Here is a 17,376-nt window from a genome sequence, read left to right as displayed (position 1 = left end):
GAATTATTGATTAATAATTATTAATTATTTCAGGATTTAGTGTCTTTTAAATATTTTATGTATCCATTAATTTGTTTTAAACATTCTTTGTAATCCTTATTCACTTCAGTTAGGATTTCCTTTTCAATAAATTTATCATCATAAGCTGTAATTATATGTTCCATAGTTTCTGTAAGAGATCCCCTTGCCTGTCTGCAAAATTGAATATTTTCCTGGTAATGAAATCTTCCAAAGCCTTCAGCAATATTTGCTGTAACAGATCTACTGGAATCTAATATTTGGGCTGTTAGATGAAAATTTTCATATTTTGGAAAATGCTTTTTAGCTAATAATGAAATCTTTTTTCTAAAAGCCCTGCAAATTTTATACGCAGGCAAGTCATAAAAGTGATTGTAAGTAGCCATGAAATAATTAATAATTATTAATCAATAATTCTCAGGCAGCTTTTTCTTTAAGCTGGTTGGCTTTTTTCTCTGCATATGCCATGGCTGCTTCCCTTACCCATTTACCTTCTTCATGTGCATTACGCCTCGCCTCTAACCTTTGTTTATTACAAGGGCCATTACCTTTTACCACGGCCCAGAATTCATCCCAGTTGATCTCACCAAAATCGTAATGCTTTCTTTCTTCATTCCATTTTAGTTTATCATCAGGCAATGTCATGCCCAATACTTTTATTTGTTCTGCAATCATGTCAACAAACTGCTGGCGCAACTCATCATTGGTTTTTCTTTTGATCTTCCATTTCATGCTTTGATCGCTGTTGGTAGATTCGGCATCTTTTGGGCCAAACATCATTAATGAAGGCCACCACCACCTGTTGATCGCATCCTGGCACATCGCTTTTTGTTCATCCGTTCCCTGCGATAGTACCAATAAAGATTCAAAACCCTGGCGCTGGTGAAAACTTTCTTCTTTGCAGATACGTACCATTGCCCTTGCATAAGGGCCATAGCTGGTACGGCATAACATTACCTGGTTTAAAATAGCAGCGCCATCTACCAGCCAGCCAACAGCACCCATATCTGCCCAGGTTAATGTGGGGTAATTAAAAATGGAAGAGTATTTTGCTTTGCCACTGTGCAGGTCGTTGATCATCTCATCGCGGCTTGTGCCCAGGGTTTCTGCAGCACTGTATAAATACAAACCGTGCCCGGCCTCATCCTGCACTTTGGCAAGTAAAATTGCTTTGCGTTTTAAAGAAGGAGCACGGCTGATCCAGTTGCCTTCGGGCAGCATACCCACAATTTCGCTATGCGCATGCTGGCTTATCTGGCGTATATTGGTTTTACGGTACGCCTCCGGCATCCAATCCTTTGGCTCAATCTTTATCTCCCGGTCAATTTTGTCCTGGAAAATCTGTTCAGGATGCTGTACTTCCATGGTTGTAGTTTATATTGTAAAAATAATACAAAAAAACTAACAACTGTTAGCATCGTAAGGTTTTGCAAAATGTATTAAAGTATTTACACCCAGTTATTTTTATGGGCAAGATTGATGATTTGCGCCTTGCTGTTCACATGCAGCTTCTGGTACACATTGGCAATATGCTTGCGAATGGTTAATACGCTGATATCCAGCACAGCAGCAATACGTTTGGCGTCCAGCCCGTTAATGGTATGTAACAAAATCTCTTTTTCCCTTTCGGTAAGTAAGGCATCCAGTAAATGCGGTTCTGCAGCTTTTGTTTCTGTGGGTAAGGTGGCCCTGCCCAGCATTTCCATTGCTTTACGGGCAATAGCTGCACTCATGGGTGCGCCACCATTCTCCAATACGTTGGTAATGGCATTGTGTAAGGTAACAGCACTTTCGTCTTTAAGTAAATACCCATGTGCGCCTGCTTTAATGGCTTCAAATATTTTATCATCATCATCAAAAACAGTTAATACAATAAAATATATTTCAGGATATACAGCTCTTGCAATGCTGATGGTTTGTACGCCATCCATTTCGGGCATTTCAAGATCTATAAAAATTACCTGTGGCATTTTTTCCAATGGCAATCCCTTTAACTGTTGCAGGCAATCGTTACCATTAACTGCAACAAAGCAAAAATCAAGGTCTTCAAACTGTTTTATTTTACCTGTAATACTGCTTCGGTTAACAGCCTTATCATCTACCAGCCCTATTTTTATTGCTTTACCCATGTTATTTGATTCTGTTGCAAAGTATAGGTTTTTAAATTTTATGCTAATACTTAATTTGTAGTAGCAGTTTTTAAAGTTACTGTAGTTCCGCCAGTTGACGGGGCGGCAACAAAAACTTCCATACCAATTTCTTTTGCCCTCGCTTTCATATTTAATAAGCCATTACCTTCAGCTTTATCCTGGTTTTTAATTCCTGCGCCATCATCTGCAATATGAATGGCAATATTATCTGTACTGCGTATATCAATATTGATATTAGCTGCATTACTATGTTTTAATGCATTATGAATAGCTTCCTGTGTTATCCTGAAAATGTTTAACGCATGTTGAGAGCTGATACGTACATCATTGGTGATGAATTCGTTGATATGAAACTGCACCATATCATACGTAGGTTGTAGTTTACTGATATAATTTTTAATGCGGTCGCTGATGCCGGTAATAGTAATATGTTCTTTATTCAATACCCAGATAGTATCTCTTAAAGAATTAATGATTTCCTGCGAATGCTGCTGCAGGTTTTGCAGGGCCGCATTATTTTTTTCAAAGCCATTGTCAGTTATCTTTTCCACATCAGCACGTATTGCCGAGGCATAGGCGCCTATGTTATCATGCAGATCGGCAGCAATTCTTTTGCGTTCATTTTCCTCTGCATCAATAATAGATTGTGCGGCAATTCTTTTTTCTTCCTGCAGGGCAAACTGCATTTTTATATGTTGTTTACGCCGGTAATTTCTAAACAGCAGCCACAATACCAGTAAAGTAAATGCGGCAAATATCAGGGAGCCATAAAATAAATAGTTCTGTTGCGTTATATCCAGTTTTTGTTTGATGATGGTGCTTTCTTTTTTCTGCAATTCATATTTTGCCTGCAGTTCTGCTAAAGCATTAGCAGAATTGGCTTCATAAAAAGCATCTTTTGCGGCAATCATTTTTTCGAGTGTAATGGTATAATTCTTATCATCGCCCTTTAGTTTATAACATCTTGCCAGTGTGGTGTAGTAAGAAATTTTTAACACATCTGCTTCGCTGCCTGATGCGGATTTTGAAGTAGTAGTTGCGGAATCACTTAATGCAAGGGCCGTGGTGAGTTCATGAATGGCTTTCTCAGTCTTTCCCCAATTCATATAAATAGAAGCCAGTGCCACCTGCTCGTTGGAGAGTGGTAAAATGCCCTCTGTTTTTTGCCTGATAGCAATACACTCCAGCATCGTCTTTTCTGCCTGTTCGTAATTTTTCCGGGCTTTGTAAATACCGGCTTTTACCCTGAGCGCATTGGCCAGGTAAAAAAGATTGCCAGCTTTTTCGCAAAGGGGAATAGCTTTGTTGATGCAGTAAATAGCAGAATCTGTTTTTTCAACCCAACGATAGGTTTCTGCCAGGTTAATGTACAGTACAGATGCAGGAGCATAAAATGCCGGCGCATCCTGGCAAACGGCCAAACCTTTAAAATACCAGCTAAAGGCCTCGGGTACATGATTAAGGTTATAATTAATTACGCCCAGTGTACTCATGTTTTTTGCCAGCACAGGAAAATCCTTATACTGCTCCGCCAGGTTTATTATTTTATACAATGCTGCTACCGCATCTTCGTAATTTGTTTTTTCGCCAAAGCAATCCACCTGCAAAGCACTCAACAAAAAAAACAGGCTTCTTGTTTCGGCATCTTTTACATCATACAGCGGAAGATTTGCATTTACGATGGCTTCTGCGCTGTCAGTTTTTCCCTTGCGCAGGTAAGCATTAATTAATATTACTGCAGCACGGCCTTTATTAATTTTATCATGGGTATCATTTGCAAGTTTGCCGGCTTCAACTGCGTATAAATAAAGTGTATCCTTCTGAATACTCTGGTGCTGTTCGCAAAGGTTAAAAAGGGCTGACAGTTTATTATCTCCATCGGTAGCATTTTTATACAATTGCTTAAGGCTGTCGATTACCCTGGTTTGCGCCTGCAGGTTATGGGTAGCAAAACACAGCAATAAAATTATCCACTTGTATACAGGCTGTTTCATCTGTTTAAATAATTAATTAAAAATAGGTATTAATCATATTGAATGTATTAAAAAACGTTGTACTACTACAAATTGAGTATTGCAACACCTGTGCTTTTTGAGCAGTTTTACAACCATATCATTCACCTTAAATTTTTGTTATGAAGTACGCCATTCTGATTATTATTTTTTGCACCTGTGTATACGGCTCCTGTTCTAAAAATGATGATGTGGCGGCAGCTCCTGCATCGGTTACCGGTTACTGGAAGGGCAGTACCAATACCTATGGCATTGGCACCATTGTAAGAACCAATGGTACAGCACGGCAATTATTTAACACCGGCAGCCTTACACTGGGCGATACTACCGGCAGCAGTGTATTTAAAGAAGAAGGTACCTACACCATAATTGCAGACAGCATTTTTATAAACACTGCCAGCGTGCAATTGAAAGGAAAAATGAATGCAGGATTCAGCAATATGCAGGGAGCCTCCAGGATTTCGGGAGGAGGGTTGATAATAAATCAAACGTTTACCATGACAAAATAAAATGATCCCGTTGGCCCTTTAGGCAGCAATACAATAAATAAAGTATCGCCGTCTTTACTACCATTCTAAGATTTGCAGCTACATCCAATATCCCTTTACTTACCACCTACTATTTTTTTTAAAACTCAGGGATATGAAAAAATTTACTTTATCAGTTGTAATGTTTTTACTGCTTACTGCCACTACCATGGCACAAGGCGTTTCTAAATTATTTGGATTGGTGGGAGGCTCTCCGCAATCCAATCAGCAGTCCAACGGATTTTTATTCAGCACCGATAGTTCCGGACAAAACTTTCAGCTGAAATACGATTTTCCGGTAACTACATATGGTGCTAACCCGGCTAACCTGGAGTTGGTACCCTACAATGGAAAATTATACGGTACTACTTACCAGGGTGGAGTTAATAACTATGGAACTATTTTTGAGTACGACCCTGCCACGAACACGTATACCAAAAAATTTGATTTCGGACCCAATGTGTCACAAACAGGCGGCGGCCCCAAAGGATCGTTATTGCTGTATAATAATAAATTTTATGGCTTGGCAGCAGATTATGGTGTATCAGGAGCCGGAGTAATTTTTGAATGGGACCCGGCAACAAATGTTTACAATAAAAAATTTGATCTTACTGGTGGGGGCGGGGCTTCACCTCAAAATTCGCTCAGGCTTATGAATGGCAAAATGTATGGCACCACATCGGGCGGTGGGGCATCCGGTTTGGGAGTTGTATTTGAATGGGACCCGGCAACAAATGCTTATACAAAACTGCTTGACCTGAATGGTATTGGTGCCGGAACAAATGGCTGGTCTTTTTACAATAATGTTACTCCGTATAACAATAAGCTGTATTGCACCACTGTTCGTGGCGGGCTAAATGATTATGGTACCTTACTGATGATAGACCCTTCTCTACCCATTGGTTCAAATTCCACTATCATAAAAAACCTTGATGCAGCCAGCGGTGGAAATGGCAGCAATAACGAAATGATCGTTTATAACAACAAGTTGTATGGTTGTTTATATGCGGGAGGCTCCTCCGGTGCCGGAACTTTATTTGAATTAAATCCTGCTGGAAATATTTTTACAAAACTGTTTGATTTTGATTATACCGCAACCGGCGATCAGCCGCAGGGTAAACTGGTGTTGAACGGTACCCGATTTTTGGGTTTGTGCACCAGGGGCGGAGCGAACGGTACAGGAACTGTGTATGAATGGGACCCGGCCAACCCGACAACGGTCGTAAAAAAATACAGTTTCCTCACTAATAATTACGATAACACAATAAACCCCGGCAGTACGCTGGCTTTATTTAATTCAAAATTTTATGCGGTAAGCTATAATGGCGGTTATGTAAACCAGGGTAACCTGTTTGAGTACGACTATACTCTTAACACAGTAACCAAAAAGAAAACTTTTAACGCAGCAGAAAACGGCCGCATCCCTTATGGTAAACCGGTTTTGTTAAACGGAAAAATATATGGCATCTGTTACCAGGGCCCGCAGGAAATTTTTGGTACACCTTATGGTTGCCTCTGGTCTTTCGATCCGTCCTCTTCTGTTTATTCAAGAAAATTTTTGTTTGATTATCCAGGCAATGCCATCAATGGAAGAGCGCCGGTATCTGCCCCTGTAGCCTATAATGGAAAATTATACGGCACCACTATAAATGGAGGAACAAGCGATCTTGGTGTTTTGTACGAGTACGATCCTGCAACAGATGGGTATACAAAAAAAGATATGCAGCCCATCGCCGGCTCGTTTCCTGTAGGTGAGCCTGCTGTTTACAATAACAAATTGTATGGAATGACCAATGCAAATGGTATTGGTAATAACGGTATCATTTATTCCTATGATCCTGCATCAGGAGTATTAAGCAAAGTATATGATGTGCAAAATGGCGGAAGCCTTTCGCCTAATGGTGCTTTCACAGTATACAATAATAAACTGTACGGTACTACTTCCGGCGGCGGGGCTAATAACTTCGGAGGCGTATTGGTATTTGATCCTGGTACCAATACGGCCACCACGCCAGCTTCTTTTTCATCAGCGGGTGGCGTTACTGTTTCCAATGCACCCACCTTATACAACAATAAGTTTTATTTGATGGCCTACAGCGGTGGTGCAAATGGAAGGGGAAGTATTTTACAATTTGATCCCGCTACCAATGTACTAACTACCGTTTATAGTTTTTCAACTAATGCCGGTGGCAACGGTTACGATCCCAACGGCGGATTAACGGTGAATGGAAACTATTTGTATGCTGTACTAAGGGAAGCAAACAATATAAATGTGATACAATTAGATCCTGCTACCAACACCGTAACCACCCGATCTTCGTATACCCCTGCCAGTAATTATAATATGCCTTCGGCACATAATAGCCTTACCGTTGTACCTGCATTTATTGCCAATGGTACACCCGGTAGCTGCGAAACTTATCCAACTGTGGTGATTAACAGTTCTAATAATAACCAATGGGTACCCATACTGAATACCGCAGGCGATGTAGTGGCAGAAATAAAAGCCAATGGCAATAACCTGGGTAATGTAAACGCCTCAACATATGTAAACAATACTGCTGTAAGAGAAGATCCGATCAAAAGATTATATATGGACAGGAATATTACCATTACTGTACAAAATCAACCATCATCCAATGTTGATATCAGGCTTTATGTAAAGACATCAGAATTTCTGGCTTTAAAAAATGCCACTAATTCAGCGGGGCAACCATCAGGCATCAGTACTATCAGTGATGTAGCTATATTTAAAAATGAACAAACCTGCAATGGTGCACTTACACAAAATGCAGCAAAGTTAGCTACAGCAACCAGTGCTTATGAATATGGTTATGTTTTATCTGCAAGTATCAGTTCTTTCTCCACCTTCTTTTTCGCAAAAAATACATTTACAGCATTGCCGCTTACGTTTATAAATTTTGATGCAGTTAAACAAGAGCATGATGTTAAATTAAACTGGGCAACAGAAAACGAAATTAATTTAGCAAACTTTCAGGTGGAGAAGAGTAATAATGCCGGCAACTTTACTGCAATAGGCACAATTGCTGCCAAAGGAAACGCTTCGCAAAACAATTATACCATAACCGATAGCCAACCTTTTGCAGGCGTTAATTATTACCGCCTGAAAGCCACAGATAAAAACAGTGCATTCAGGTATAGCGGTATAGTAAAAGTTGACTTTAGTAAAAAATACACCATCAACATTTTACCTAATCCTGCACAAGCGTATATAACAATAACCGGGGCCGACGCATTTAAACAGATACAGGTAATAGATGTAACAGGCAAGGTTGTAAAACAGATGAACAAAGAACTGACTAACCGCTATAATATATCCGGCATTAACAAAGGTGTGTATATAATAAAATTAATTAACGGTCAGGAAACCATAGCCGGTAAAATTGTGATCGAATAAAAAAAGGTGCTTCAATGTTTAATGTGCTGCTGCAACTTGCGGCAGCACATTAAAAACTTTACCTGAATTATTTCGTATGCTTAAGAAGGATATACTCATCATTCTGATTTTAATGGCAATAATTATTTTTAGCTAACCCGGTAAAGACTGTAGGTTTTTTTTAAAGTGTAAGTCCCTGTTGCATTCCTGCAGCGGGGCTTTTTTATTTACTGACTGCGCTAATTGTATAACAAAATACCCTGCACAGGGTACTGAATAAATTATGTTGCCGGCTTATGTTTACCAAAATTTAAAACATGAAAGCAACGCTGTTAGTATTAGCCTTATTTTGCTACACTTTTATTACTGCACAAAAAAATAATCCCGTTTATATAAAAGCAGATGTTGGATTAAGTAATGTAAAAACCAGCTCAGGCAAAGGCAGCATGGAGTTTGCGTTAGGTATTGGCCTGGAATCTTATGTTGCCGTTAAAAAAAGTTCAGACTTCGATTTGTCATTGAATCCCGTACTGTCGTACTTAAAAACCGGCTATGAACAAACGGCAGGAGGCAAGGTAATTGTAAACTATATTAACCTGGCTATGCCACTGGAATTTGTGGTAAATCCGCCCCGTTCCGGCGAAAGCATCGGTATAGCGTTTGGTGCCGGGCCCTTTGTTGGTTATGCAGTATCGGGTAAATTTAATTTACTATCAGGCGATCCTTATAAAAAAATGAGTTTTGGTAATGGCATTGCAGACAACAGAAAATCTATTGATGCTGGCATTACCTTAAAATCCTCTATCAGGCTGAGTAAAATAAATATGGGCATGCAGTATAATTGGGGATTAACCAACCTGGTGCCGCAAGACAGGATCAGCAATGGGTCGTATATAAAAAGCAGGAATTTTTTATTTTACCTGTCCTTTGCACCGGGAGGTAAAAAATAATTATTTACAGGGTTTTATTTGATGTCGAAATCAACCACTACTTTTCCTGTTGTGGGGTGGCTCTGGCAGGTGAGAATAAAACCCTGTTCTATTTCTTCATGTTCCAGCCCCCAGTTTACATCCATATCTACTTTACCTTCTACTAATTTTGCTTTGCAGGTGCAGCACACACCACCTTTACAGGCAAAGGGCAGATCGGCTCCTTGTTTTAAAGCAGCATCTAAAATATTCTCGCCGTTAAAAGCAAGATCAAAATCAAAACTACGTCCATCCAGCTTTACTGTGATTTTACTTGAAGGACTGCTGCTGAATGCTGTACTTTGTACTTTGGCTGCTTTATTTACTTTATTGCCTGGCGTGGTAAACAATTCAAAATGGATCTTCTTTTTATCAATGCCCTGTTGTTCTAAAAAATCTTTCACACAGAAGATCATCTCTTCCGGGCCGCAAATAAAATATTCATCAACGCCTTTATAATTTACCAGCTTATTTAATTCAATTAATTTTTGTTTGTCAATTCTTCCGGAGTTTATCGGGGCATCGGTTCTTTCCCTGCTTAATACATTAATGAAATTAAAGCGCTGCAAAAATTTATTTTTCAATCCTTCCAGTTCTTCAAAAAAAATGATAGAAGAACGGCTGCGGTTGCCGAATATTAATGTAAAATCGCTTTGTGGCTCCGTTTGCAAAGTAGTTTTAATGATAGATAGTACCGGGGTAATACCACTGCCTGCAGCAAATGCAACATACTGTTTCTTGTTTGCGCTGTGTAATAGGGTATTGAACTTTCCTGTTGGCGGCAGCACATCTATTTCATCACCGGCTTTTAAAATATCATTGGCATAGCAGGAAAACTTTCCGCCGTCTACTTTTTTTATGGCTACTTTCAATTCATTTTCAAAAGGTGCCGTACATATAGAATAAGAGCGGCGCACTTCTTCGCCATCAATTATTTTTTTAAGGGTAATATTTTGCCCCTGCTCAAAAGCAAATGTGGTTTGTAAGCTTTCCGGAATGGTAAATGCAACAGATACACAATCGGGTGTTTCTTTTTTAACCGTTTTAATTTTTAATGTGTGAAAGTGAACTGCCATAGAACTATTTTTTATCTTGCTGAGCTTGCCTAAGCGTTATAACGCCTTTTAATAAATGAGTTACCATATCATCCTGTAATACTTTGGTACTGATATTTTTTTTGTGCCTTTGCCAAAACTCCAGGCCACGTACGGCCGATAATAAAGTAAGCACCGCTACATAGGGATTAATATTCCTGAATTCTTTTTTGCGGATGCCTTCTTCCAGCAGCGCTACCAACCGCTTTTCGTAACTGCGCCGCTGGTGTAAAAAATTGCTGAGAAAAGGTTCCTGCAAATGTTTCCATTCGTGGTTGGCTACAAACACTTCATCAAATTCTTCCAGCATCATCGTAATATGAAAACGAATGATCAGCTCAATCTTTTCGGTACTGCTGCAGGTTTTATTTTCTGTTTCCATCAGCTGGGTGGTAAATTCGTTAGCCACTTTAAAACAAATGGTTTGCAACAATTCGCTTTTACTTCCAATATGATTGTACAGGCTAGGTGCTTCCACGCCTACAGCTTCGGCCAGTTCCCTCATTGATGTTGCATTAAAGCCTTTCGTTCTGAAAAGGGCAGATGCTTTTGTTATAATAACATCCTTTTTACTGGCATTTTTACCCGGCTTTATTTTAGCCATATTCCATTTTTTACAAAACTAACGCTTATTAGTTTTTGGAATTTATTTTTTATATATTTTCTGCAAGCAGAAAATACTAATTTTGCCGTGTAAATAACTCCGCCATGCAATTACAAGCTGTAGATACGGTAGATAGTATATCTCCTGAAGATTTTAAGAAGCACTACTACAACACCATGAAGCCATTGGTTATTAAAAACCTTTCTAAAGACTGGCCGGCTTATAAAAAATGGACCTGGGATTATTTTATTGATATAGTTGGAGACAAGGAAGTAGGTGTATACAATAATATTAAAAGCGATGCCTATACTCCCATCAATACAGCAGATGCATACATGAAATTTGGCGATTACCTGAAAAAAGTAAAAGAAGGGCCATTAGATCTGCGCATTTTTCTATTCAACATATTCCAGCATGCACCACAGGTAGTAAAGGATTTTACCTGGCCTGAAAACCTGATGAAGGGCTTTGTAAAAAAATATCCCATGCTTTTTGTAGGTGGCCAGGGTTCTGTTACACACATCCATTTTGATATAGATATGAGCCATATCCTGCATACACAGTTTATTGGCCGTAAAAAAGTGCTTTTATTCCCTTTTGAAGAGCAATATAAATTATATCGTAAGCCCTGGGAAGTGCTCAGCCTGGCCAATTTTGCCAATTACAGCCAGGATTTTGACTATGAAAACTTTCCGGCAGTGAGGTTGGCCAAAGGCTACGAAGTGATCCTCGAACACGGCGATACCTTGTTTATGCCCGCCGGGTACTGGCACCACATGGAGTATTTGGATAGTGGTTTTGCCATGAGCCTCAGGGCTTTACAAAGCAGCGTAGGAGGTAAATTAACCGGCCTCTGGAAACTTTTTGGCATGAGAAACATCGACACCCTGATGAAAAAAACCGCCCCAAAATGGTGGTACAACCGCAAGCGGAGAAAACTGTACCAACTGGCTGAACAGGAATTAAAAGTTGCAGAAAAAATTTAATAAAATAAATTCCTTTACTTAAAAAAAAACCTTACTTTTACATCCTGCTGGTTATTTAATCCACTCCAATCTTATTTAAAGCTTCCAGGGAATTGGTATTTACAAGACCCGTTATTATCCAATTACATTTTCTATTATCCCCAATAAACTAACTTTTTTAACAGAGTTAATTTAATATATTATATATACCTTTTTTTCTTGTGGTTTCAGAGGTAAGCAAGGCCGGAGATTTTTATCTCTGGCCATTTTTTTGCGACAGCGTGTAGCCTGAAGAAGTAAGCCACAGGTTACAAGCCACAAGGGATAAGCATTAGATTTAAGTCAGCTTACTTCCCCCTTGCAGCTTTTTTATGTTATTCTGTAGCAGCATTTAAAAAATCGATCAACGGCTTCATTGTTTTAAAAGTATTGGCTACCTGTTTCACAAATGCTTTATCCTGCACTTCGGCATCAGTAAAAGACCTGCTTACAATAAAGCTTTTGAGTTTTAAAAATTCAATAGCCGGATTGGATTCTTCGTAACCTTTTGGGGGCCTCACCAGCGCATCTCCTTTTACACCTTCGGTAAACGCTTTTTTAAAAGCCGGATTCCCGGTAAATTTCTTCCAGGCATCAAAGCTGTAATCAATTTCCTGCCTTATTTGTGCCAGCTCTTTTGGCTCGGGCATCCACATACCACCGGCAGCAAAACTTTTACCTGGTTCAATATGCAGGTAATAACCGGCACCCGTACCTTTTTTCCCGTTCCTGTTAAAATAACCGGCAATATTATTTTTATAGGGGCTTTTATCTTTACTGAACCGAACATCACGGTTGATGCGAAAAGTACAATCCTTAGCTTTTAATTGTGCAATCGGCGGATCAAATGTGGCAATACCTGCAATCAGCTTTTCTGTCATCAGCAAAAAATCTTCCTTAGCATCCTCATATTGTTTGCGGTGCCCTTCAAACCAGGGCCTGTTATTATTCTTTTGTAGGTCTTTTAAAAACTTTAAAGTAGATGACTGCAACATAAAATATTTTTTTAGACAACGAATTTACATAAAACAAAAAAGGAATCAGCTATCAGCCAATTCCTTTATTTACCAATTTCTTTATTTACAATCTACTTATTTCACTCTTCCCCAATTTTCTCCGCTCTTAATACGGTACAAAGTCATTTCACTTACTTTGTATTTTGCAGCAATCTGCTTGTAGGTTAATTTTCTTTTAGGATTTTTGATCATGTCCTTGATCAGTTTTACCTGTGTGGCATTCAGTTTTAAACCTTCGGTTCTGTTAGCCTGCCTTTTTTTATAGGCAATTTTTTCGGGGCTTAGTTGCTGGTGACTGCTCACTTCATCCAATGTGGCCCATTTTAAATTTTTAAACTGGTTATCTTTTTTCTTATGATTAATGTGAATTACATATTTATGTTTAGGCGAAGCTTTTTTACAAAACTGCCGGGCTACTTCCCTGTGAATATAAATGGTACCATTACCGCCATTAACGTGCAGGTTCAATGTTCTGTAACCCGACGTAATGGACCCCGTTAGTAACTTTCCGTCTTCAGTAATGTTTTCACTAAAACTGGCTGCACGCCCTAACGACGATACTGCATATTTTTTGCGAAGTGTTTTTGAGCCGGCGAACTGAATGGGTTTCCAAACTTCCCCGGTAATTTTTTTAATCATTGCAATATGATTTTAAGGTGGTATCCGGGCTCATGCGTTTACCCGAACAAATAAGGTTCAAAGATAAATATAAAAAGAATTTTATCAAGAAGAAAGCATTTTTATGAAATCTTCTTCACTTATTATTTTAATGGTAGCTATTTTCCTGGCTTTTTCCAGTTTACTACCGGCATCTTCTCCCACCACAAGATAATCTAATTTACTGCTTACACCACTAACGATCTTGCCACCGTTCTTTTCTGCCATAGCCTCCGCTTCACTGCGTTTAAGCCTGGCCAGGGTACCCGTAAACAAAAAAGTTTTGCCCGACAGGTTGCCATCTGTTACCAATTCTTTATGCTCATTCTTAAGCTGAACACCCAGTTCCTCCAGCCTTTGCAGCAGTTTTATATTTTCCGGATCGCTGAAGAATGCATGAATACTCTTAGCAACTTTTATGCCTACATCTTCCAGCTGCTGTAATTGTTCTTCGGTATAACCGGCAAAATCATTCAGGTGTTGCACAGCGTTAGCCAGCGTTTTGGCGGTGGTTTCCCCAACATAACGGATACCCAACCCGTAAATAATGCGGTGCAATGGTTGTGTTTTGCTGGCTTCTATGGCGGCCTGTAAATTAGTAATCGACTTTTCACCAAAGCCATCCAGTTTTCTGATGGCATCAAACGGTAAGGTATAAACCCCGGGCACATCTTTTAAAAGGCCCATCTCGTAAAATTTACGCACATTGGCCTCTCCAAAACTGCGGATATCCATGGCATCTTTACTTACAAAATGAATGATCCTTTCCACCACCTGCGCCTCACAGTTAATATTAGTGCAACGCCAGACTGCTTCATCTTCTGTTTTAAATAAACGGTGATGGCAAACCGGGCATTTGGTGGGAAAGACGATCTTTTGCTCATCGCCCTTTCTTAATTCGGCAAATGATTTTACAATTTGTGGTATTACATCGCCGGCACGTTCAATTAAAATGGTATCACCCAGCATCAGGTCTTTCTCCTTAATGTATTCCTCGTTGTGTATAGAAATACTACTAACGGTAACGCCGCCTACCTGCACCGGTTCCAGCTTGGCAACGGGTGTAACGGCACCTGTTCTTCCTACCTGGTATTCTATCCCGATTAGTTTACTGGTGCCCTGCCTGGCTTTAAACTTAAAGGCAATAGCCCACCGGGGGTGGTGAGAGGTCATGCCTAATCTTTCCTGCAGTTGCAGGTCGTTTACTTTTACCACCATACCATCAATTTCATAAGGCAGGTTATCTCTTTTACCTTCAAACTCCTCCACATATTTTATTACACCTTCAATGCCCTGCACTACTTTCATTTCTTTTTTCGGGCTTCTGAAACCTAAATTCCATAACATCTCCAGCATACCACTGTGAGTTGTTGGTTGCGGGTAGTTAGTGGTTAGTTGGCCAGCGGCGTTTTTTCTGTCAGCTGTTAACTGTAAACTATCAACTATATAGCTCACATGATACAAAAAAGCCTCCAGGTTTCTTTTACCAACTTCGGCCGTATCTTTTATACGTAAACTTCCTGCGGCCGCATTGCGTGGGTTAGCCAATGGCGGAATACCTTCTTCGATCAGTTTATCATTATAAGCTTTAAAATTATTTTTATTCATCAGCACTTCGCCACGTATTTCTATTTGCTGAATACCATAGTCGCTGAATTTTGCAGACAGTGGTACCGACTTAATTTGTTTAGTATTGATCGTTATTTCATCGCCTACCGATCCGTCTCCCCTTGTGGCGCCCCTGGTAAAAAGATCGTTATCATAAATAAGCGAAATACTGGCTCCGTCAAACTTAGGCTCCACACAATATTCAATACTATCCAGGCCGCTCAGCTCCCTGGCTTTTCTGTCAAAATCCTTTAGATCTTCGGCATTATAACTGTTTTCCAAACTCAGCATGGGTACTAAATGCTGCACTTTGGGAAAATCTTTCACCAAACCTGTGCCTACTCTTTGTGTGGGAGAATCGGTGGTTATGGCACCGGGATTTTCTTTTTCCAGCTGCTCCAGCTTTTTATACAGCGTATCATATTCAAAATCGCTGATCAGCGGATCGTTCTGTACATAGTAGCGATATTCGTGAAAACGTAAAACTGATTTCAGATTGTCTATTTCAGCTTTCAGATCTTTTGGGGCAGACTTAAGAAATGCTTCAGTGAGTTCCTGTAATTTTTTAGTTTGGCTATCGTTGTACATAAATAATGATCTTCTGCACCAAAGATAAAAATTGTAAAGCCCGTTTTAGTACTTTTGAAAAAACTTTTTATGCCATTGAAAAAACTAACTACTTCCAGGTTATTACTGATTACTTTTTATACTTTTTTACTTTATTCCTTTTCCTCCTGCAAGTTCCGGCAAAAAGTGCCTTTATTGGTGCATCATGCAAAAATTTATACTGCCGATAATGCCTTTTCGGTAGCAGAAGCAATGGCGATAAGAGATGGAAAAATAATTGCTACCGGCACCAATGATAATATATTAAAAGAATTTGAGGGCGAAGAAGAAATAAACGCTGAAGGAAAAACAATCTTCCCGGGATTTATTGATGCTCATTGTCATTTTACCGGCTATGCCACAGACTTGTGGAAATGTAATTTAACCGGCACCAGCTCATTTGACGAAGTAATAAATAAGATAGTAACGTATAGCAAAACTGCACCGATGGAATGGTTGTACGGCAGAGGCTGGGACCAGAATGACTGGGAGATAAAAGAATTTCCTTCCAAAGAAAAATTAGATTCCTTATTTCCCGACCGGCCTGTTTTTTTAAAACGTGTTGACGGGCATGCGGCGTTGGCCAATCAAAAAGCTTTAAACTTAGCTAATGTTACAGCCACATCAGCTATTGAAGGAGGTAGTGTAGAATTAAAAAATGGTAAGTTGACAGGCATACTGGTTGATAATGCCATGGGACTGGTGGAAAAAGTTATTCCTGCAATCAGCGACAGCCTTGCAAAAAAATATTTTAATGAGGCGCAAAATACCTGTTTTGCTTTGGGCCTTACGGGTGTGCATGACTGTGGTGTTAGCGAACATACGGTTGACCTGGTAGATGCTGAGCAAAAGGCAGGGCATTTAAAAATGAAGATCTATGCCATGCTGAGCGATAATGCAGCGTACTATGATAAATGGATAGCCAAAGGCATTTATAAAACTGATTTATTAACCGTAGGTGGGTTTAAATTGTATGGCGATGGTGCACTGGGCAGCCGTGGCGCATGTTTGCTGCAGGATTATACCGATAAAGCAGGCTGGAAAGGTTTTTTATTAAGCGATCCCCAACATTTTAAAGAGATAGCAGCAAAATTAGCCAGTACCCGATTTCAAATGTGTACGCATGCCATTGGCGATAGTGGCAACAGGCAGATATTAAATATTTATGCTGAAGTACTGAAAGGAAAAAATGATAAACGCTGGCGTATTGAACATGCACAAGTGGTAAATGCCAACGATTTTGATCTGTTTGGCAAATACAATATCATTCCATCAGTTCAACCCACACATGCTACCAGTGATATGTATTGGGCCGATAAGAGACTGGGCCCCGAAAGAGTAAAAAATGCCTATGCCTATAAAAAATTACTGAACGAAAACGGTTGGATGCCTTTAGGAACAGATTTTCCGGTGGAAGATATTTCTCCGTTTAAAACATTTTTTGCAGCGGTGGCAAGGCAGGATAGTAAAGCTTTTCCTGCCGGAGGTTTTCAAATAGAAAATGCTTTAACAAGAGAGGAAACATTGAGGGGTATGACCATCTGGGCAGCCAAAGCAGCTTTTGAGGAAAAAGAAAAAGGCAGCCTGGAAAAAGGTAAAGCAGCAGATTTTATAATACTGGATACAGACCTGATAAGCTGCGATATAAAAAATGTACTGAACGCATCGGTGATCAAAACTTTTATCAATGGTAAGCTGGTATATAAAAAGTAAAC

The 17,376-nt window shown here is 39.5% G+C and carries 14 protein-coding genes; 5 read left to right on the top strand and 9 right to left on the bottom strand.

From position 1 onward, the window contains the following. Window positions 1–29: 29 nt before the first annotated feature. The 4 genes from ACYVM0_RS24160 to ACYVM0_RS24145 all read right to left on the bottom strand — a co-directional run bounded on the left by ACYVM0_RS24160 (window position 30) and on the right by ACYVM0_RS24145 (window position 4,162). Complete coding sequence (locus ACYVM0_RS24160) at window positions 30–404, bottom strand: four helix bundle protein (protein WP_460561510.1); 375 nt, start codon at window positions 402–404, stop codon at window positions 30–32. A gap of 31 nt (window positions 405–435) precedes the next feature. Then, window positions 436–1,383, bottom strand: coding sequence for a 1,2-phenylacetyl-CoA epoxidase subunit PaaA (gene paaA / locus ACYVM0_RS24155; RefSeq protein ID WP_460561508.1), 948 nt, complete (start codon window positions 1,381–1,383; stop codon window positions 436–438). An 83-nt stretch (window positions 1,384–1,466) separates the two neighbouring features. Further along, window positions 1,467–2,147 (bottom strand): response regulator, encoded by a 681-nt coding sequence (locus ACYVM0_RS24150; RefSeq protein WP_460561506.1) that lies wholly within the window; start codon window positions 2,145–2,147, stop codon window positions 1,467–1,469. Window positions 2,148–2,197: 50 nt separating this feature from the next. Next, entirely contained in the window at window positions 2,198–4,162 is a 1,965-nt protein-coding gene (locus ACYVM0_RS24145) for a tetratricopeptide repeat-containing sensor histidine kinase (RefSeq protein WP_460561504.1), read from the bottom strand. Window positions 4,163–4,302: 140 nt separating this feature from the next. Between ACYVM0_RS24145 and ACYVM0_RS24140 the strand changes: the two genes are divergently transcribed. The 3 genes from ACYVM0_RS24140 to ACYVM0_RS24130 all read left to right on the top strand — a co-directional run bounded on the left by ACYVM0_RS24140 (window position 4,303) and on the right by ACYVM0_RS24130 (window position 9,054). Beyond that, window positions 4,303–4,689, top strand: coding sequence for a hypothetical protein (locus tag ACYVM0_RS24140; protein ID WP_460561502.1), 387 nt, complete (start codon window positions 4,303–4,305; stop codon window positions 4,687–4,689). Between the two features lie 133 nt (window positions 4,690–4,822). Beyond that, window positions 4,823–8,125, top strand: coding sequence for a choice-of-anchor tandem repeat GloVer-containing protein (locus tag ACYVM0_RS24135; RefSeq protein ID WP_460561500.1), 3,303 nt, complete (start codon window positions 4,823–4,825; stop codon window positions 8,123–8,125). Window positions 8,126–8,421: 296 nt separating this feature from the next. Continuing rightward, window positions 8,422–9,054 carry a hypothetical protein gene (locus ACYVM0_RS24130; RefSeq protein WP_460561498.1) on the top strand — a complete coding sequence of 211 codons (633 nt, stop codon included), beginning with the start codon at window positions 8,422–8,424 and terminating at the stop codon, window positions 9,052–9,054. A gap of 14 nt (window positions 9,055–9,068) precedes the next feature. Here ACYVM0_RS24130 and paaE read toward each other — a convergent pair whose 3' ends face one another. Further along, entirely contained in the window at window positions 9,069–10,148 is a 1,080-nt protein-coding gene (gene paaE / locus ACYVM0_RS24125; protein WP_460561497.1) for a 1,2-phenylacetyl-CoA epoxidase subunit PaaE, read from the bottom strand. A gap of 4 nt (window positions 10,149–10,152) precedes the next feature. Beyond that, window positions 10,153–10,770 (bottom strand): TetR/AcrR family transcriptional regulator, encoded by a 618-nt coding sequence (locus ACYVM0_RS24120; RefSeq protein ID WP_460561495.1) that lies wholly within the window; start codon window positions 10,768–10,770, stop codon window positions 10,153–10,155. Window positions 10,771–10,874: 104 nt separating this feature from the next. On the opposite strand from ACYVM0_RS24120, the gene ACYVM0_RS24115 reads away from it, so the two are divergent. Continuing rightward, a complete protein-coding gene (locus ACYVM0_RS24115) occupies window positions 10,875–11,756 on the top strand; it encodes a cupin-like domain-containing protein (protein WP_460561493.1) in 882 nt (293 codons plus the stop codon). 353 nt (window positions 11,757–12,109) lie between these two features. Here ACYVM0_RS24115 and ACYVM0_RS24110 read toward each other — a convergent pair whose 3' ends face one another. The 3 genes from ACYVM0_RS24110 to ligA form a co-directional block, all read right to left on the bottom strand. Further along, window positions 12,110–12,769, bottom strand: a complete 660-nt coding sequence (locus tag ACYVM0_RS24110; RefSeq protein ID WP_460561491.1) for a DUF2461 domain-containing protein — start codon at window positions 12,767–12,769, stop codon at window positions 12,110–12,112. 96 nt (window positions 12,770–12,865) lie between these two features. Next, window positions 12,866–13,429 (bottom strand): NUMOD4 domain-containing protein, encoded by a 564-nt coding sequence (locus tag ACYVM0_RS24105; RefSeq protein WP_460561489.1) that lies wholly within the window; start codon window positions 13,427–13,429, stop codon window positions 12,866–12,868. 84 nt (window positions 13,430–13,513) lie between these two features. Continuing rightward, window positions 13,514–15,643 carry an NAD-dependent DNA ligase LigA gene (gene ligA / locus ACYVM0_RS24100; RefSeq protein WP_460561487.1) on the bottom strand — a complete coding sequence of 710 codons (2,130 nt, stop codon included), beginning with the start codon at window positions 15,641–15,643 and terminating at the stop codon, window positions 13,514–13,516. A 69-nt stretch (window positions 15,644–15,712) separates the two neighbouring features. On the opposite strand from ligA, the gene ACYVM0_RS24095 reads away from it, so the two are divergent. Then, window positions 15,713–17,374, top strand: a complete 1,662-nt coding sequence (locus ACYVM0_RS24095; protein ID WP_460561485.1) for an amidohydrolase — start codon at window positions 15,713–15,715, stop codon at window positions 17,372–17,374. Window positions 17,375–17,376 lie beyond the last annotated feature (2 nt).

This window comes from Ferruginibacter profundus (assembly GCF_054783275.1).
Note: the sequence above shows the minus strand (reverse complement) of the source record. Positions and strands in the feature narration are given on the sequence as shown.